Here is a 17,009-nt window from a genome sequence, read left to right on the forward strand (position 1 = left end):
GAGTAAAGGCTGCATTATCGAAAGCGCGCGACGAAGCCGCCGTGCGGGGCCAGCGTCAGCGTGGCGGCCGGGCCGGCGAGGCGGCCTTCGGTGAACTCGCGCGGGCCCGCGCCGTCGGTGATGAGCTGGCCCTCGCGGGTGCCCAGCCAGCCGAGGTCGAGCGTCACCTCGCGCGGCGTGTCGTCGGCATTCAGCCCGGCAATGAACCACTCCTTGCCCGCGCGGCGCGCCAGCACGACGTAGCGGGCGGGTTCGCCGTCGAGGAAGCGCACGTCGTCCCAGCGGCGCGGCAGCTCGCGCATGAAGGTCTTCACGTAGGGCGGCACGGTGGCCATGCCCTCGGGCGTCTCGGCGTAGTGCTGGATGCCGGACAGGAAGATCACGCTCTCGGCCAGCTCGAAGCCGTTGCGCGTGGCGCGCTGGATGTTGGGGATGTCGTGGAAGACGACGGGCGTGAAGTCCATCGGGTCGAACAGGTTGCGCGCGAACGGCAGCATGGCGGCGTGGCGAGCGACCCGGTCCTGGTCGGCCTGCGTGAAGGTGGCGAACTCGAAGCCCTTCACGGCCTCGGTCGTCAGCAGCTGGGGGTAGGTGCGGCTCCAGCCGCGTGGCAGCGTGGCGCCGTGGAAGTTCAGCAGCAGGCCGGCGGCGGCGGTTTCCTTCAGCAGGTCCACGTAGTAGGCCTGCATGGAGGCGCCGTCGCCGCCGAAGAAGTCGATCTTCAGGCCCTTCACGCCGATGGCCTTCATGCGCGCGAACTCGCGAGCGCGGTCGGTCTTCGTCAGCAGCGCGCTCTTGGGTGTGTAGGGCGTGTCGTTCCAGGCGCCCGACGAGTTGTACCAGGCCAGCAGCCCCACGCCGCGGGCCTGGGCGTGGGCGGCCAGTGCCTTCATCTGGGCGTCGCCGATCTTGCGGTCCCAGTCGGCGTCCACCAGCGTGTAGGGCCACCGCATGTCGGCCGCGTAGTCGATGAAGCGCTTCTGCACATCGAACACGGTGCCCTCGTCCTTCAGCAGCGCCCAGCTCCACGACGCGGGGCCGGGCTTGATCTGCTTCGGGTCGATGACGGCGGGGGCCGCGAGGTCGGTGCCCAGCGTCGACTCCATGACCGTCTTCAGCGGGCCGATGGCCAGCACGCGCCAGGGCGTCGTCAGAGGCCCGCCCACCTCGGCCAGTCGGTGGCCGCCCGTGAACACCTCGCTGGGCTCCGGCAGACCGATGCGGTAGGTGCCGCCGGCCGAATCGTGGCTCAGCCGTGACGCATGAAAGCGCCCGTCCATGCCGGCCTCGGTCAGCGCCACCCAGTTGCTGCCCGTGCGGAACAGCGCCGGAAAGACCCAGCCGGCCTGCGACGGTGCCGGCGTACCCACCGGGATGTCGGTCTGGTAGTGCTCCTCGTACGACGGGTTGGTGCGCTTCCAGCCGGTCTTGGCGACGGACATGGGCTGCAGCCAGGCGCGTGCGTCGGCCGGGAAGGCGAAGCTCGTCAGCTCGTCCACGAACTGCTTGCGGCCAGGCCCGGGCACCGCATAGCGCAGGGCCAGGCCGTCGTTGGCGGCGCGCAGCGTCAGCACCATGCGCTGGCCGGCCGCGTTGGCCACGGTGAACTGCTGCTCGTTGGCGCGCACGTCGACCTGGTGGCGCTTGCCGGCGGCCAGCGTGTAGCGCTCGCGGTGCGGCTTCACGGCGGAGGTGGCCACCAGCGTCAGCCCGTTGGCGAAGTCGCCCTGCGCCAGCACCAGGCCAAGCCGCGACGCCAGCAGCACGGGCTGGCCGGCGCGCTGCACCGTGTAGACCAGCTGCTGCCGGTCGTTGACCGAGACGTCGACCTGCAGCTGGCCGTCGGGGCTGCCGAGCGTGGGGGCCAGGGCGTGGGCCACGGCGGGGAGGGCGAGCAGCAGCGGGGCGATGAAGCGCATGGCGGGTCTCACAGCGAACAGGGGCCGGCAAAGGCGCTGGGCGGCAGCGCCGGGGTGGCGGGCGGGTGGGTTATCGGCCCCAGCGCAGCACCAGCGGGTCGAGGCGGCGGGCGGCGTCCAGCAGGCCGGCGCGCACCTCGGGGCTCATCTCGGGGAAGGGGTGGCGCGGCGCGTCGCTGTGGATGACGCCGCCTTCCTTCATCAGTGCCTTGGCGGTCAGGATGCCGCCCTGGCGGTTCTCGTAGTTGATCAACGGCAGCCAGCGGCCGTACTCGGCGACGGCGGTCTCGCGGTCACCGGCGTGGAAGGCGTCGAAGATCTTGCGGATGCCGTCGGGGAAGCCGCCGCCCGTCATCGCGCCGGTGGCGCCGGCGTCCAGGTCGGCCAGCAGCGTGATGGCTTCCTCGCCGTCCCACGGGCCTTCGATGGCCGCGCCGCCCACGCGGATCAGCTCGCGCATCTTGCTGGCGGCCTGCGGCATCTCCAGCTTGAAATACTTCACGTTGGCGATGGTTGAAGCCATGCGCGCCAGCAGCGGCACGGACAACGGCGTGCCGGCCACCGGGGCGTCCTGGATCATGATGGGAATAGCGATCGCGTCGGACAGGCGCTGGTAGAAGCTCTCGATCTGGCCTTCCGACACGCGGAACGTGGCGCCGTGGTAGGGCGGCATGACCATCACCATCGCCGCGCCGAGCGCTTCAGCCAGCTGGCTGCGCTCGATGCAGATCTGCGTCGAGTAATGCGTCGTCGTGACGATGACGGGCACGCGGCCGGCCACGTGGCCCAGGATGGCGTGGGTCAGCGTCTCGCGCTCGGCGTCCGACAGCACGAATTGCTCGGAGAAGTTGGCCAGGATGCACAAGCCCGTGGAGCCGGCGTCGATCATGAAGTCCACGCAGCGCAGCTGGCCCGGCAGGTCCAGCGTGCCGTCGGCGTGGAAGATGGTCGGAACGACCGGGAAGACGCCGCGATAGGGGCGGGTGGCGGAGGCGCTCAAGATGCGATCCCTTGTCTCTGGGGCTTGTGGGTGCCGGCGCGGGGCGGGGGCGCCGGGCCGACGGTGGCCGTCGGCGATCGCTCATTAAAGTATGACTATTTGGCGGCGGCGGCTGGGGTAAACCCGAAATTCGGCGGCACTCAGCCAGAAAAGTATGACGAATAATGAGCGGCTTCGCCCGGCGCCGAGCGGGCTGGCGCGGCTTTGTGTTGTGCGGCGGTGGTGCCGCAACGCCGCCGGAGGTGGTGCAGATGAATCGTCGCGACTACGGAACGCTGCCCGATGGCCGCGTGGTGCATGAATACACGCTGGGCAACGGCTGTGGCCTGACGCTGACCGCCATCACGCTGGGCGGCATCGTCACTGGGCTGTGGGTGCCGGATGCGCAGGGGCGCAGCGGCAACGTCGTGCTCGGCTTCGACAACCTGGACGACTACGTCCACCGCAACCCGGCCTTCGGCGTCATCGTGGGCCGCTACGGCAACCGCATCGCGGGCGCGCAGTTCGAGCTCGACGGCCAAACCCACGCCCTGAGCCGCAACGACGGCCCCAACTGCCTGCACGGCGGCACCGAGGGCTTCGGCCACCGGCTGTGGCAGGCCGAGCCGGTGGCGCCCCGGCCCGGCGAGGCCCAGGCCCTGCTGCTGCGCTACACCAGCCCGCATGGCGAGCAGGGCTTTCCCGGCGAGCTGCAGGTCAGCGTGCGCTACGGCATCAGCGCGACGGACAAGCGCTGGCGCATCGACTACGAGGCCACGACCGACCGCGCCACCGTCATCAACCTCACCCATCACGACTACTTCAACCTGGCCGGCGAGGGCTCGGTGCTGGGCCATCGCCTGACGATCCCGGCGTCGCGCTACAGCGAGGTGGACCGGCACCTGATCCCGCTGCGCCACGCGCCGGTGGCCGGCACGCCGTTCGACTTCCGCACCGCCACGGCCATCGAGGCGCGCATCCGCCAGGCCCACCCGCAGCTGCTTGTCGCCAAGGGCTACGACCACAACTGGCTGCTCGACGGCCCGGCCGACGCCGACGGCCTGCGCCACGCCGCCACGCTGGAAGACCCCGCCTCCGGCCGCCGCATGGAGGTGCTCACCAGCGAGCCCGCGATGCAGTTCTATTCCGGCAACTTCCTGGATGGCACGCTGGCCGGGCCCCAGGGCCGCATCTACCGCCAGGGCGACGGCCTGTGCCTGGAAACCCAGCACAACCCCGACTCGCCGCACCACGAAGCCAGCGCCGACTGGCCCACCACCGTGCTGCGGCCGGGGCAGGTCTGGCGCAGCACGACAATCCACCGCTTCCTCTGACCGGAGTTGCAAGCACCATGGACCTCCCCGCCCACCAACTGACGATGACGGTGTTGATGACACCGGACACCGCCAACTTCGCCGGCAACGTCCACGGGGGCAACATCCTCAAGCTGCTGGACCAGGTGGCCTACGCCTGCGCCAGCCGCTATGCCGGGCGCTACGTCGTCACGCTGTCGGTGGACCGCGTCATCTTCCGCCAGCCCATCCACGTCGGCGAGCTCGTGACCTTCCTGGCCAGCATCAACCACACCGGCACCTCGTCGATGGAGGTCGGCATCAAGGTGGTGGCCGAGAACATCCGCACGCAGGCCTCGCGCCACGTCAACAGCTGCTACTTCACGATGGTGGCCGTGGGCGACGACAACAAGCCCGTGGCGGTCGCGCCGCTGCGGCCGTTCACGCCGGAGGAGCGCCGCCGCCACGCCGCGGCCGTCGCCCGCAAGCAGGCCCGCGCGCAGCTGGAGGTCCGCCCCGATGAGCAGGCCTGAGCACCCGTTCGCCCTGGCGCTCGCCCAGGCCAACCGCCTCGGCGAGGGGCTGCAATGGCATGCGCCGTCGGGCCGCTGGTGGTGGACCGACATCGAAAGCGCCTGCCTGTACGCCTGGACCCCCGGCGCCGCCACCGCGCTGCAGGTGCGCCTGCCCGAGCGTGTCGGCTGCTTCGTGCATGCCCGCTCCGGCGCGCTGCTGCTGGCCATGGCCAAACGCGTCGCCCGCCTCGTGCTGCCCGACCTGCAGGCCACCGGCAGCCTCGACGCCGAGCCCGAAACGCTGGCCCCGCTGGAGACGCAGCTGCCGACGACGCGCGCAAACGACGGGCGCTGCGACCGCAGCGGCGCCTTCGTGTTCGGCACGCTGAACGAGGCCGAGCCGCGCCGGCCCATCGGCGGCATCTACCAGTACAGCCGGGCCCGCGGTCTGCGCCGCCTGGCGCTGGACGGCGTGGCCATCGCCAACAGCCTGTGCTTCAGCCCCGACGGCCGGCGGCTGTACTACGCCGACACGCCGACCCGCCGCATCATGGTGTGCGACTACGACTCGGCCAGCGCCCGCGTCAGCGAGCCGCGCGTGTTCGTCCGCAAGGACGCCGGTGACGGCTTTCCCGACGGGTCCTGCATCGACGCCAAGGGCGGCCTGTGGAATGCCGAGTGGGGCGCCGGCACCGTGGCCCGCTACGGGCCGGACGGCCGCTTGCTCGGCCGCTACACGGTGCCCGTCGCCAACACCACCTGCCCGGCCCTGGGCGGCCCGGCGGGCGACCAGCTGCTCGTGACGACGGCCCGCGAGGGGCTGAGCACGGCCGAGCTGATGTCCCGCCCGCTGTCCGGCAGCCTGTTCGGCATGGCCGTCGAACCCGGTCTTTACCTGCCCGAGCCGCTGTTCAACGACGACTGAGCCGCTGCCGCAGCATTGCAGCGGCAGGTGTTGGTCGGCCGGGGCTGCGGGGGTGGTTATCCTGCCGCCCTATGTACGCGCCATTTTTCGGCTTGAAGCAACCGCCGTTCTCGATCGCGCCGGACCCTCGTTACCTGTTCATGAGCGAGCGCCACCGCGAGGCCCTCGCTCACCTGTTGTACGGGCTGGACGGCGGGGGCGGCTTTGTGCTGCTGACCGGGGAGATCGGGGCCGGCAAGACCACCGTCTGCCGCTGCTTCCTGGAGCAAATCCCGGCGAACTGCAACGTCGCCTATATCTTCAACCCCAAGCTCACCGTCATGGAGCTGCTGCAGGCCATCTGCGACGAGTTCCATGTCCTCGTGCCGCCGGGTGCGCAGACGGTCAAGGATTACATCGATCCGCTGAACACCTTCCTGCTCACGCAGCACGCCGCCGGGCGCAACAACGTCCTCATCATCGACGAGGCGCAGAACCTGTCGGCGGACGTGCTGGAGCAGCTGCGCCTGCTGACCAACCTCGAGACCAGCGAGCGCAAGCTGCTGCAGGTGGTGCTGATCGGTCAGCCCGAGCTGCGCCGCATGCTGGCCCGCTCGCGGCTGGAGCAGCTGGCGCAGCGCGTGGTCGCGCGCTTTCACCTCGGCGCGCTGTCGGAGGCCGAGACGGCGCAGTACATCCAGCACCGGCTGAAAGTTGCCGGCCTGACGGGCGTCGTGCCGTTCGACGCCAAGGCCATGCGGCTGATCCACGAGCTCACGCGCGGCGTGCCCCGCCGCATCAACCTGCTGTGCGACCGCGCATTGCTCGGCGCCTACGGCAGCGGCCAGGCGTTGATCACGGCCGAGATCGTGCAGCACGCCGCCGGTGAGGTGTTCGAGGTGCGGCGCAAAGCGCCCCCGGCCAAGCGCCGCCCGGACGTGCTGGGCATTTCGCTCGTGGTCACGGCGGCTGCGCTGACCGGTGGGGGCCTGGCGTGGTGGCTGCAGTGGCAGGCGGGCCGCCAGGCGGCCCGCGTCGCCTCGGTACCGGTGGCTGCCGTGTCGGCCTCCGGCGCTGCGTCGCGGCCTGCGGTGCCCATCGCAGCATCAGCAGCGTCCGCGGCATCGGCAGCCATGGCGCCCGCGGCGAGACCCGCTTCGGCCGCGCTGGCCAGCGCACCGCCGGCGGCCGAGCCGCTGCGCCTGGCCGACTGGAAGCCGCGCGAGAGCGACGCCTGGGAGGGGCTGGCCCAGCGCTGGGGGCTGCCGCTGGCGGCCGGCGCCGATGCCTGCCTCGCGGCGGTGCAACGCGGCCTGCAGTGCTATCGCAACAATGGCGGCAGCCTGTCGCTGATCCGCCTGATGGACCGGCCGGTGCTGCTGGCCCTGCAGCGCCCGGGCCAGCCGGGCGGGCTGGCGGCACTGGTGGGCTTGGACGGGCCGCAGGCCACCTTGCTCGTCGAGGGCCGGCTGCGCCGCGTCGCGGTGGCCGAGCTGGCGGGAGCATGGCGTGGCGAATTCGCCACCTTCTGGCGCCCGCCGCCGGGCTATGTGAACCGGGCGGACAACATGGGCCCGCTGCGCAACTGGCTGGCCGCGCAGCTCGCCCGCGTGCCCGGCCTGCCCGCCAGCGCCGCGGGTGCGACCCCCAGCGTGGCGGAGCTGACCCGGCAGGTCCAGGCCTTCCAGGCCGCCCAGGGCCTGCCCCCCGACGGGCGCATCGGCCCGGTCACGCTGATGCAGATCAACCGCGCAACAGGTGTGGCCGAGCCCCGCCTGGACGTGGCTCGTTGAGAATCGACGGACGCAAACACCATGTCCTACATCCTCGAAGCCCTGCGCCGTGCGGAAGCCGATCGCGAACGCGAGCGCGGTCAGGTTCCTGGCCTGCACGCCCAACCGCTGTCCGTTGGCGGCACGGCCTCGCCGGCTGGCGGTCGCCGCTGGCTGCCGTGGGCTGGCGGTGGCCTGCTGCTGCTGGCCGGCGTCGGCGTCGGTACCTGGCTGGCGGGCGGCTCGCACGAACCCCCGCCGCCCTTGCCGGCCCCGGCAGCCGCCCCCGTGGTTGCCGCGCCGCCGCCTGCCGAGCCAGTGACCGCCGTTGTCGGCACGCCGCCGCAGACCCTGCCACCGCCGGGCGGTGACGCTGGGCGCCTGCCGCCGGTCGGCGCCGCCTCGCCCTACCTGCCGCCGATGCCACCGCCCGGCACGGTCATGGCGCCCCCCGCGCCGCGGCCGGCGGCGCCCGGCGCCTCGCCGGCCCGGCCGCCCGCGCCCCCGGCAGGGGCCGGCGCGACCGAGGCGCCCTTGCCGCGCGTGTCCGAACTGCCCGATGGCGTGCGCCGGGAGTTGCCGACGCTGGCCATCGGTGGCTCGGTTTACTCCGATGATCCGGCCAGCCGGCTCGTCATCGTCAATGGCGAGGTGCAGCACGAAGGCGCCAAGCTGACGAAGGACCTCGTGCTGGAGCAGATCCGCCCGCGTGAACTGGTGCTGCGCTTCAAGGGCCAGCGCTACCGGCAGCCCACGTAGCCCGGAGATTTCGCGAGGCCGTCACGGCGCATCCCGGCGCCTGGCATGCACGGCATTCCCGCGACCGTCGCGAGATCTCCCGGGCGGGCGCCCCGCACCGGCAACGCGGTGGCGGGGTCACGCCCGGCGTCAGGCGGGGACGCGCACCGCCAGCCGGGCGGATTCGATGGCGGCGATCAGCGCCTCTTCCGGATAGGGCTTGCCCAGCAGCTGTGTGACGCCGGCGGCGCGCGCCTGCTCGTGCTTGTCATCCGAGCCGGTGATCATGACGACCGGCAGGTCGGCCGTGGCGGGCGTGGCGCGCACCACGCGCGTCAGCTCGAAGCCGTCGATGCCGGGCATTTCCACGTCCGTGATCAGCAAATGCGGGCGTTCCGCCGCCATCAGCTCCAGCGCCTGCTCGCCGCTCTCGGCCAGCGCGACGCGGTAGTGCTGGCTCACCAGCAGGCGATTGAGCTTGACGCGCACGATCTTGGAGTCGTCGGCCACCAGCACCAGGGTTTCGTCCGCCCGCAGTTCGCGGGTGGGGGCGGCGGCCTGCGCCTGTGCCAGCTCCTGGGCGGCACGGGCCGCCTGCTCGGCCGCGTCACGCTCGGCCTGCTCCCGGGCCAGGCGCGCCGCTTCCTCGCGGGCCCGGGCCTCGGCGGCCAGGCGAGCGGCCTCGGCTTCGGCGGCGGCACGGGCGGCTTGCGCGGCGGCCTCGCGCTCGGCCTGTTCGCGGGCGAGGCGCTCGGCAGCTTCTTCACGGGCCCGGGCCTCGGCGGCCAGGCGGGCGGCCTCGGCCTCGGCGGCGGCACGAGCGGCTTGCGCGGCGGCCTCACGCTCGGCCTGTTCGCGGGCGAGGCGCGCGGCGGCTTCTTCACGGGCCCGGGCTTCGGCGGCCAGGCGGGCTGCCTCGGCTTCGGCGGCGGCACGGGCGGCCTCGCGTTCGGCCGCGCGTTCAGCCTCATGTTCGGCCCGCTCGCGGGCGAGGCGATCCGTGGCTTCTGCACGGGCCCGGGCTTCGGCGGCCAGGCGCGCGGCCTGCGCCTCGGCCGCCGCATGGGCGGCGCGCTCGGCTTCTTCTCGAGCCGCCTGCTCCCGGGCGAGGCGATCGGCCTCTTCGCGGGCCTGGGCTTCTGCGGCCTCGCGCTCTGCCTGGGCCCGGGCCTGTGCGGCGGTGTCGACGGCTGGCGGCGTGGGCTCCGGGCGGGTGCGGGCCTGCCGGGCCACTTCGGCTTCGGCGATGCGCCGGACGATTTCGGCCGCTTCACGGTCGGCTGCCGCGTCCCGTCGCGCGGCTTCGTCACGCCGGGCGGCTTCGTCGGGGGCCGATGCCAGTTGACGCTCCGCCGCCAGGCGCTGGGCGTGGGCCGCATGGGCGGCCTGTCCTGCCGTGTGGCGCTGCTGCGCTTCCCGGCGCTTGGCCTCCTGGCGGGCGCGTTGCTGGCGCCGGCGGCGGCCCCACACCAACAACAACATGGCCACCGTCAGTGCGGCGACAAGGATCAGGATCAGCAGCTCGTTCATATCAAGAGGGAACGTTTGGGCAGCAGGGGGCGGCATCTTCGGCGCCAGGCGTGGCAGCTTACCGAAGAGTGCCGGTCGGGCGGGATGGAGGCCGGTTTGTCGGCGGATCGGTCAGGACGGCGATCGGGCGGGGGCGCGCGCACGACGGCGACATCGCTCCGCGGCGATGCCGCGGCCGGGCAGGCTCAGGGACGGCAGCAGTGGGGCGGCGATGGCGCGCATGGTGGTTCCGGGTAGGCTGGCGGCGCGCGACCGGCGCTGCGCTGGACCGGAAGCTTAGGGCATGGCGGCAGCGCTCAGTGGGGCGCCGAGGGGGCGCGGATTGTGCGCAGTTGTTGCAATTCGCTGCTCAGCCACCCCGCACTGGGCATGGCCGGCTTGCCGGCGCAGCGCACGAGGTAGGGTTGGCCGCTCATGCTGCTGGCGGAGGCGCCCAGCGCGATGAACTGCTCGGTCGTCTGCACCTGGCCCTTGCCTTCGAGGTAGTCGAGCTTCTTCAGCAGGTGGGCCCGGGCCTCGGCGCCGGCATACCAGCTGCCGTTGCGGTTGAACTCGCAGCCGGAGGACTGCAGCCGGTTGAGCAAGGCGTCGACCTCGGCGCGCGCTGCCGGGGGCAGCGGCGCGGCCAGTGCGGCGCCCAGCGCACACCCGGCGGCCAGTGCGAACAGGACCCGCGGCGCACGCCGGGCCTGGCGGCAGCGAGCGGGCGTCATGCGGAGGGCAGGGAGAGGTGATGCATGGCGGGAGTATCGCCACGCCATGCCGTGACAGGCCCTAATGCGGTGGCGACAGCATCACCAGAGGCTCGTCCAGCAGGCCGCTGGCGGGGAGCACGACCAGCGCCAACACGAAGCCCAGCACCGACACGATCAGCGTGGCGGTGAAGCGGGCGTGGGCGGAGCGGAACATGGGTTAATAGTGGGACACGAAACCGGTCGGCGCGCTCCCTAATTCACGCGTGAATGCTGACGACGGGTTGGCAGCAGGCGATGGCGAGGTGTCGCGTCTCTGCCTACAACTGACGGGAGAAGAAGCGCACGACGCGCTCGCGCGCCTGGTAGGCCTGCCGGGCGTCGGGCGCGAGTTGCACCGTCGGCGGCACGCCGGTGCTGAAGTAGCTGCCCTGGTTGGCGAACGGGTCCGTCACGGAGATGGGCACCATCAGCCGGTCCCAGCCATGTGTGGCGTCGGGGTAGGTGGCCACGCTGACGACGCCGCCGTTGCTGGCGTTGGCGGCCTGGGCCAGCGCCTCGCAGGGCGCGCTGCTGTTGTCGTAGGCGTCGCGGGTGCCGACCTGGATCAGCACCGGCGCGCCGGTGAGCGCCAGCCATTGCACGCCGTATTGCGCTGGGGTGCTGTGCACGGCCGCCAGCAGCGCCGTGTTGTTCCAGGCGTAGCAGACGGGGTAGTGCGCCACATGGGCCTTGAAGGTGAGGCCGCTGCCGAACTGGCCGGCATACAGGCGTTCGGCCGCGCCGAGGCTGACGAGGCCGCCCCACGAGAAACCGAGCACGCCCACGCGGCTGCCGTCGATGCCGGGCTGCCGGGCCAGGAAGGCGAGGGCGGAGAACGCGTCCGGGTAGGTCAGGATGGGCGCGCTGGGGCGCTGGCCCGGGCTGGTGTAGCCGCGGGCCTGCCACATGTCGATCTGCAGCGTCGCGATGCCGGCGGCGTTCAGCGCGGCCTCGTAGAAGTCACCGCGTGCGTCGATGCCGGCCGAGCCGTGCAGGATGAGAACGGCCGGCAGCTTGCGCTGGCCATGCCCGCCATGCCGCTCGGCGGCATGGGGCCGGCTGAACTTGCCCTGCAGCGTCAGCGGGACGCCCGGTGCCGCGAGGTTGGGGGACTCGAACTGGACGAAGGTGATGTCGGGCTTCGCCGGGCGTTCGAAGCCGGCGTCCCCGGTCGCGCGCGCCGGCAGCGCGACCAGTGTCGCCAGCGCCGTGAATGCTGCGAGCGCCGCCGTCTTGCACCCATGTCTCGTCGACGTCATGTCTGCCTCCTTTGATGTTTCACCGCAGTGGGCAACGTAACACCGCCTGTTGCGCAGCACCCTCGGGTATTGCCTGTCACCCATCCGGGCGGTGCGGGTCAGGTCGCCGCAGCCGGCGGGGCGCGCAGGTCCTGCACCAGCAGCAGCGCGCCCAGCAGGTGCCCGGGCGCGTCGAACATCGGCACCAGATGGCATTGCACGGGCACGCGTGTGCCGCTGGCCGTGAGCGCCTGCAACCGGCAGACGAACTCGCCGGGTTCGGCCTGCAGTTCATGCAGCAACCGCGCCCATGGTGTGATCTCGCCGTTCTCCAGCAGCGGCTCCAGCACGGGGCGGCCGTGCAGTGTGTCGGTCGTCCAGCCCAGCAGGCGCGTGAAGGCCGGGTTCAGCGCGCCGATGCGGTAATCCCGATCGGCCAGCGCGACGGCCATGGGCAGGTGCGCCAGCGCCTGGTGCTGCAGGGCGGCGTCGCTCGCCAGCCAGCCCAGCAGCCGCTCCGTGGGAGACGCGCCGTTGGCGCGCTCGGCCAGCAGTGCCTGCACGCGGCTGGCGACCTGGCTGCCGTCGGCCGCCACCGGGCCGGCCAGCGCGGTGTCGAACTGCGGGTCCCACACCGGCGTCAGGCGACGGGCCAGCCACAGGCCCGCACCGGCCAGCAGCAGGCTCGCGGCGAGGCCCAGCGCGGCCATCGACAGCGTCACGGCGCGCAGCGGCGCCAGCACGGTGGCCTCGCTCTGCAGCACGATGGTGCGCCAGGGCAGCAGCGGTGTTTCACCCGAGCCGCCACGCAGCAGGGCCTGGGCACTGAGCCAGCGCCGGCCCTGCGCGTCCTGCCAGAGGCGGGCGGGCCCCAGCCCCGTCGGCAGCCCGGCCGGCACGGCGATGCCGGGCACGGCGCTGCGGCCGTCCAGCGACGACACCACCAGCCCCTGCAGGCCGTCGGCGGCGGCCCGGTCGGCCGGCCCGAGGCTGAGCGCCAGCTGCTCGCGCACCCAGCCCAGGCCCAGATGGGCGGTGACGATGGCGACGACCGCGCCGCTGTCGTCGAGCACCGGCTCGCCGATGTCGATCAGCCCGGCGGCTTCGTCCGCGGGCCGGGTGCTCGCCCCCGCAGGGGCCGCCGCAACCACCGGGTGCAGATCGCTCAGCAGGCCGTCACGGCCCTCCCGGAACACCGGTCGGTGCGCGATGGACTGCCCGGCGAGCGCCCCGTGGCTGCCCGCCAGCACATGGCCATCGGCGGCCACAACGCCCGCCCAGACGAAGCGGGGCGAGTGCTCGACGAGGCCGTCGAGCTCGGCCTGGCGCCGCGCCGGGGCCGCGCCAGGCCGCAGCAGCGGCGAGCGGGCCAGCAGCCGCACCTGGTTCACGGCGTCGCGCAGCGACTGCTGGAGCTGCTGCGCCAGCAGGTCGGCGCGTTGCTGGTTGCGGGCCAGCGCGAGGCGGGTCGCCGTCTCGGCCAGCTCGTGCCGCGCGGCCGCCAGCAGCAGCGCCGTCAGCACCGCGCCCGCCAGCGCCGGCACCAGCGCGAACCGCCAGCGCTGCCGGCCGGCCGGGGTCATGCGTGGCGGCCGTTGTCACCCAGGCGGAACACCCGCACCGCCTGCGTGACCAGCTCGGCACGCTGCGCCAGCGACATGGCGGACGCGCCCAGCTCCTCCACGAGTGCCGAGTTCTGCTGCGTGATGCCGTCGATGCTGGCCACGCTGCCGTTGACCTCGCTGATGCCCCCGCTTTGCTCCTGCACGGCCACGCTGATGCGGCCGATGAGCGCGTTCATCTGGTCGACGGCGGTTTCGGCCTCCTTGGCCGAGCGGCTCGTGTCGGTGACGATGCGCACGCCCTCCTCGACGCGGCTGCGCGAGTCTTCCGCCAGTCGCTTGATCTCCTGCGCCGCCTCTCGCGTGCGGCTGGCCAGCGTGCGCACCTCGGTCGCGACCACCGCAAAACCGCGCCCGGCATCGCCCGCCCGCGCGGCCTCGACGGCGGCGTTCAGCGCCAGGATGTTGGTCTGGAACGAGATGCCGTCGATGACCGAGACGATCTCGTTGATGCGCATCGTCGCGTCCCGCACGGCGCTCATGCTCACGCTCGCCTCGGCGCTGGTGCTGCCGGTGGCCCGCGCGGCGGCGGCGGTGTCCTTGGCCAGGTCGCGGGCCTGGAAGGCGCCATCGGCCGTGTGCCGCACGGTCGCGGCCACCTGCTCCAGCGCCGCAGCGGCCTGTTGCAGATTGCCGGCCTGCTGCTCGGTGCGCTCGCCCAGGTCGCGCCCGCCCGCCGCGATCTCGCTGCAGGCCACGTTCACGCCCTCCACCTCGCGGCGCACGTCGCCCACGACGGCCTGCAGGTTCACGTTCAGCTGCGACAGCGCCCGCATCAAGCGGCCTTCGGCGTCCTCCCGGTGGGACTGCAGGCGCTGTGTCAGGTCACCGGACGCCAGGCGCTCGGCCGCCTGGGCCGCCGCCAGCAGCCCGCGGGCCTGGCGGCGGCGCAGCCAGCCCGTCATCGGCAGCGCCGTCACCAACGCCGCGATCACCGCCGCGAGCGCCGGGCTCAGCGCGAATTGCGCTGAGGCAGCAATCGCCACGCCGCCCGCCACCGTGCCGGCGGCCACCAGCGCGGCGCCGTCCAGCCACAGCGAGGTGTGGCGGGCCAGCCAGGCGCCCACGCCCGCGAGCCCCCGCACCCGCAGGTGCCCCTTGCTGAGCTGCGTGGCCAGCCGCGGGTTCTTGCCGCCGCCGGCGGCGCGGTACTCCTCGCGCATGCGGGCGTACAAGGCCTCGGCGCCGGCGATTTCCTCCCGGCTCGGCTTGGTGCGCACCGACATATAGCCGCTGATGCCCGTGCCGTCGCGCACCGGCGTCACGTTGGCGCGCACCCAGTAGTAGCCGCCGTCCTTGCGCCGGTTCTTGACCAGCGCCGTCCAGGGCTCGCCACCTTTCAACGTCTCCCACATGTCGCGGAAGGCCTCGGCCGGCATGTCCGGGTGACGGATGAGGTTGTGCGGCTGCCCGATCAGCTCGCTGCGGTCGAAGCCGCTGGCCGCGACGAAGGCGGGGTTGCAGTACGTGATGCGGCTTTGGAGGTCTGTGGTGGAAACCAGGGGGGAGTCGGCACTGAGCTCGTACTCTTGCTGGGTCACGGGTCCGTTGTCACGCATGGCTATCCTCCTCATTTATCGCCAAAGAGTAACTTTCCGTGATCGGTGGCGGAGGCGCCATGCATAGTTTTTAGGGCATTCGTGGATTGCACAGTTGCGTAGCTTGGAGTCCGCGCGCACCGGCCATCCAGCCTTCATGCGAGCCGCTGCACCGGCTGCGGCGACCACGGGTGAGCACGGCCCGCTGAACTTGCGCGCCAGAAGATGCGCCGGCGTCAGGTGGCAGAACGAAAAAAGCCCGCAGCCATGGGGCTGCGGGCCTGATGTCGACAAACTGCCCGAAGGCGGTTTTTTAGAACGGAATATCGTCGTCCATGTCGTCGAACCCGGTCGACGCCTTGGGCGCCGGGGCCGGGGCGCGTTGGGGGGCCGGGCGCGGTGCGGCCGGGCGAGCCGCCGGGCGGGCGCTGCCGCCGCCGAAGTCGTCGCCACCTTCGGCGCCGCCACGGCTGTAGCCGCCACCGCCACCGCCGGCCGCGCGGCTGTAGCCACCGCCACCGCCGCCTTCGTCGCCACCGCCGCCGTCACGGCCGCCCAGCAGCTGCATCTCGCTGGCGATGATCTCGGTGGTGTAGGTGTCGCGGCCTTCCTTGTCCTGCCACTTGCGGGTCTTCAGGCGGCCCTCGACGTACAGCGGGCGGCCCTTCTTGACGTATTCGCCAACGATCTCGGCCAGGCGGTCGTTGAAGACGACGCGGTGCCATTCGGTCTCTTCCTGGCGCTCGCCGGTCTCGCGGTTCTTCCAGTTGCGGGTGGTGGCCAGGCTGAGGGTGACCCAGGCGCCGCCGCTGGGGTTGTAGCGAACCTCGGGGTCTTTGCCGACGTTGCCGATGAGGATGACTTTATTAATACTCGCCACAGTGTCTATATCCTGTAAGTATGCGCCGCATAAGGAAAAAGCGCGCTGGGGCGCATCTAGACAGTCTAGATGACGGAGGCCCATTATCGCTTACGCGGCGGTTCAGATCGAGCGCAGGGTGGCGCCATTTCTGGTGTGTTTGGGGCTCTTCGTGTTGCCGAAGGCCGCAGCCAACATCGCGGCCTCCAGCCTAGCGGCTTCATGGGCATCGGGTGCCTCGTGAAGAAGTCGATCTGACAATTCTCGGACTACCCGAGTCAGCATCTCCGGCGACGGCTGACCGATCGGCCAAATCGACTGAAGGGCGAGCGCGAAACCCAGCGCTCGCCCTTCAGTTTCTCTTTGCGAGCGGCTGGCATTCTTCGCCTGTCGCCCCGCGGCCTCCGCGGCCGCCCGTTGGCGTACAGCCTCGTTAGCCAGTTCCGCAATGTCTGTCACCGGTGTGTTTGCGTCGGTCAATGGCCCGGCGCCCGAGTCTGCGGCGACGATTTTGGCCAAATGCTCAGCCCGGCGCGTGATTGCTTTCTCAATGTCGTCGATCAGGTCCTGATGAACGTAGATCGAGCGATCATGCTTCTTCTTGGTATAGAGAGTGGTTCTGTTCACTTCAGCTCTCGCGATCACGGCACTGACTGAAATTTCGTGATCAGGATCGGACTCCAACTCCGCCAGCGCGCCTCGAACACTCGTTTCGAAAATGCTGCTCCGAAGTAACGCGATCTTTGGAGTGATAGCAACTGCTTTGTGCGCCGTGCATGCTGAAGATGAAGGGGGCGACGTCATAGCTACTCCTTCGTGACAGATCTCAGTTGTTCAATGATCCTCTCGCACGCCGCCTCACCGCGTCGCGCGGCTTCAGCAAGTGGACCCGGCGCGCCGTCAAGAGCCAGCACGGCCTTATGGACGCGATGCATCCCGACCCAGTGCGAGAGGAAGGCTGGATGCGCCAGGAAGTTGGCGCACTTGGCGCAATGCTGGTCGGTTCTATTCATGTAGTTCGGCCTCTTACCGTCCGTTGAGCATTGCGCAAGGCTGTCACGCGTAATGGAGCGAATGCAGTAGCCGTGGGGCCCTGGAACAATCCAAAGCTGTTGCTTGGTCATCAAATGCCGAACCGCCAATACGATGCGGTCCAAGGAAAGCACGCGAATCATTGCTCGTAGACGGTCCCGATATCTCCTAAGCCAACTTGAGAATCCTCCGACCATTTCCACTTGGCCGCTTAGAGCCGCTAACGAAACTTATCATCTGCCTCAGTTCAAGAACCGCTGAGGAAGATGGCAGTCAAGAAGGAAGTCAGCGCAGCACTGTGGTCGCGGATACAGCCGCTGTTGCCCGAGGTGCGGAA

The 17,009-nt window shown here is 71.2% G+C and carries 15 protein-coding genes; 5 read left to right on the top strand and 10 right to left on the bottom strand.

What is annotated here, in order from left to right; all coding sequences use genetic code 11:
• Positions 1 to 14: 14 nt before the first annotated feature.
• Together ACG00X_RS19630 and ACG00X_RS19635 are read right to left on the bottom strand one after the other, a co-directional pair.
• Positions 15 to 1,919, bottom strand: a complete 1,905-nt coding sequence (locus tag ACG00X_RS19630) for a glycoside hydrolase family 97 protein (protein ID WP_394490639.1) — start codon at positions 1,917 to 1,919, stop codon at positions 15 to 17.
• 70 nt (positions 1,920 to 1,989) lie between these two features.
• Complete coding sequence (locus ACG00X_RS19635; RefSeq protein ID WP_394490641.1) at positions 1,990 to 2,919, bottom strand: dihydrodipicolinate synthase family protein; 930 nt, start codon at positions 2,917 to 2,919, stop codon at positions 1,990 to 1,992.
• A gap of 251 nt (positions 2,920 to 3,170) precedes the next feature.
• Here ACG00X_RS19635 and ACG00X_RS19640 point away from each other — a divergent pair, with 251 nt between their 5' ends.
• The 5 genes from ACG00X_RS19640 (at position 3,171) to ACG00X_RS19660 (ending at position 8,140) form a co-directional block, all read left to right on the top strand.
• Entirely contained in the window at positions 3,171 to 4,232 is a 1,062-nt protein-coding gene (locus tag ACG00X_RS19640; protein ID WP_394490643.1) for an aldose epimerase family protein, read from the top strand.
• Positions 4,233 to 4,249: 17 nt separating this feature from the next.
• Positions 4,250 to 4,723 carry an acyl-CoA thioesterase gene (locus tag ACG00X_RS19645; protein ID WP_394490645.1) on the top strand — a complete coding sequence of 158 codons (474 nt, stop codon included), beginning with the start codon at positions 4,250 to 4,252 and terminating at the stop codon, positions 4,721 to 4,723.
• On the top strand, positions 4,710 to 5,630 hold the full coding sequence (locus ACG00X_RS19650) for an SMP-30/gluconolactonase/LRE family protein (protein ID WP_394490647.1): 921 nt from the start codon (positions 4,710 to 4,712) through the stop codon (positions 5,628 to 5,630). The genes ACG00X_RS19645 and ACG00X_RS19650 overlap by 14 nt, the downstream gene beginning before the upstream one ends.
• A 71-nt stretch (positions 5,631 to 5,701) precedes the next feature.
• Entirely contained in the window at positions 5,702 to 7,402 is a 1,701-nt protein-coding gene (locus tag ACG00X_RS19655) for an ExeA family protein (protein ID WP_394490649.1), read from the top strand.
• Positions 7,403 to 7,423: 21 nt separating this feature from the next.
• A complete protein-coding gene (locus tag ACG00X_RS19660) occupies positions 7,424 to 8,140 on the top strand; it encodes a general secretion pathway protein GspB (protein ID WP_394490651.1) in 717 nt (238 codons plus the stop codon).
• A 129-nt stretch (positions 8,141 to 8,269) separates the two neighbouring features.
• Here ACG00X_RS19660 and ACG00X_RS19665 read toward each other — a convergent pair whose 3' ends face one another.
• The 8 genes from ACG00X_RS19665 to ACG00X_RS19700 form a co-directional block, all read right to left on the bottom strand.
• Positions 8,270 to 9,649: a response regulator gene (locus ACG00X_RS19665; protein WP_394490653.1), complete on the bottom strand. Its 1,380-nt coding sequence runs from the start codon at positions 9,647 to 9,649 to the stop codon at positions 8,270 to 8,272.
• Between the two features lie 296 nt (positions 9,650 to 9,945).
• Positions 9,946 to 10,362 carry a YfeK family protein gene (locus ACG00X_RS19670; protein ID WP_394490655.1) on the bottom strand — a complete coding sequence of 139 codons (417 nt, stop codon included), beginning with the start codon at positions 10,360 to 10,362 and terminating at the stop codon, positions 9,946 to 9,948.
• 61 nt (positions 10,363 to 10,423) lie between these two features.
• Positions 10,424 to 10,558 carry a hypothetical protein gene (locus ACG00X_RS19675; RefSeq protein WP_394490657.1) on the bottom strand — a complete coding sequence of 45 codons (135 nt, stop codon included), beginning with the start codon at positions 10,556 to 10,558 and terminating at the stop codon, positions 10,424 to 10,426.
• A 103-nt stretch (positions 10,559 to 10,661) separates the two neighbouring features.
• On the bottom strand, positions 10,662 to 11,642 hold the full coding sequence (locus ACG00X_RS19680; RefSeq protein WP_394490659.1) for a dienelactone hydrolase family protein: 981 nt from the start codon (positions 11,640 to 11,642) through the stop codon (positions 10,662 to 10,664).
• A 98-nt stretch (positions 11,643 to 11,740) separates the two neighbouring features.
• The gene (locus tag ACG00X_RS19685; RefSeq protein WP_394490661.1) at positions 11,741 to 13,204 is read right to left on the bottom strand and encodes a PAS domain-containing protein; all 1,464 of its coding nucleotides are present in this window, start codon (positions 13,202 to 13,204) and stop codon (positions 11,741 to 11,743) included.
• Entirely contained in the window at positions 13,201 to 14,802 is a 1,602-nt protein-coding gene (locus ACG00X_RS19690) for a methyl-accepting chemotaxis protein (RefSeq protein ID WP_394490663.1), read from the bottom strand. Before ACG00X_RS19690 ends, ACG00X_RS19685 begins: the two co-directional genes overlap by 4 nt.
• A 292-nt stretch (positions 14,803 to 15,094) precedes the next feature.
• Positions 15,095 to 15,661 carry a single-stranded DNA-binding protein gene (gene ssb / locus ACG00X_RS19695; RefSeq protein ID WP_394490665.1) on the bottom strand — a complete coding sequence of 189 codons (567 nt, stop codon included), beginning with the start codon at positions 15,659 to 15,661 and terminating at the stop codon, positions 15,095 to 15,097.
• A gap of 102 nt (positions 15,662 to 15,763) precedes the next feature.
• A complete protein-coding gene (locus tag ACG00X_RS19700) occupies positions 15,764 to 16,444 on the bottom strand; it encodes a hypothetical protein (RefSeq protein WP_394490667.1) in 681 nt (226 codons plus the stop codon).
• Between the last annotated feature and the right edge of the window lie 565 nt (positions 16,445 to 17,009).

It is taken from the genome of Pelomonas nitida, from assembly GCF_043555975.1.
In the GTDB taxonomy this organism is placed as follows: Bacteria; Pseudomonadota; Gammaproteobacteria; order Burkholderiales; family Burkholderiaceae_C; genus Pelomonas; species Pelomonas nitida.

Coding starts and splice junctions, on each gene's coding strand:
- ACG00X_RS19660 (WP_394490651.1), top strand. CDS start 7,424: ATGTCCTACATCCTCGAAGCCCTGCGCCGTGCGGAAGCCGATCGCGAA.
- ACG00X_RS19700 (WP_394490667.1), bottom strand. CDS start 16,444: ATGACGTCGCCCCCTTCATCTTCAGCATGCACGGCGCACAAAGCAGTT.
- ACG00X_RS19675 (WP_394490657.1), bottom strand. CDS start 10,558: ATGTTCCGCTCCGCCCACGCCCGCTTCACCGCCACGCTGATCGTGTCG.
- ACG00X_RS19655 (WP_394490649.1), top strand. CDS start 5,702: ATGTACGCGCCATTTTTCGGCTTGAAGCAACCGCCGTTCTCGATCGCG.
- ACG00X_RS19665 (WP_394490653.1), bottom strand. CDS start 9,649: ATGAACGAGCTGCTGATCCTGATCCTTGTCGCCGCACTGACGGTGGCC.
- ACG00X_RS19645 (WP_394490645.1), top strand. CDS start 4,250: ATGGACCTCCCCGCCCACCAACTGACGATGACGGTGTTGATGACACCG.
- ACG00X_RS19650 (WP_394490647.1), top strand. CDS start 4,710: ATGAGCAGGCCTGAGCACCCGTTCGCCCTGGCGCTCGCCCAGGCCAAC.
- ACG00X_RS19680 (WP_394490659.1), bottom strand. CDS start 11,642: ATGACGTCGACGAGACATGGGTGCAAGACGGCGGCGCTCGCAGCATTC.
- ACG00X_RS19630 (WP_394490639.1), bottom strand. CDS start 1,919: ATGCGCTTCATCGCCCCGCTGCTGCTCGCCCTCCCCGCCGTGGCCCAC.
- ACG00X_RS19685 (WP_394490661.1), bottom strand. CDS start 13,204: ATGACCCCGGCCGGCCGGCAGCGCTGGCGGTTCGCGCTGGTGCCGGCG.
- ACG00X_RS19640 (WP_394490643.1), top strand. CDS start 3,171: ATGAATCGTCGCGACTACGGAACGCTGCCCGATGGCCGCGTGGTGCAT.
- ACG00X_RS19690 (WP_394490663.1), bottom strand. CDS start 14,802: ATGCGTGACAACGGACCCGTGACCCAGCAAGAGTACGAGCTCAGTGCC.
- ACG00X_RS19670 (WP_394490655.1), bottom strand. CDS start 10,362: ATGACGCCCGCTCGCTGCCGCCAGGCCCGGCGTGCGCCGCGGGTCCTG.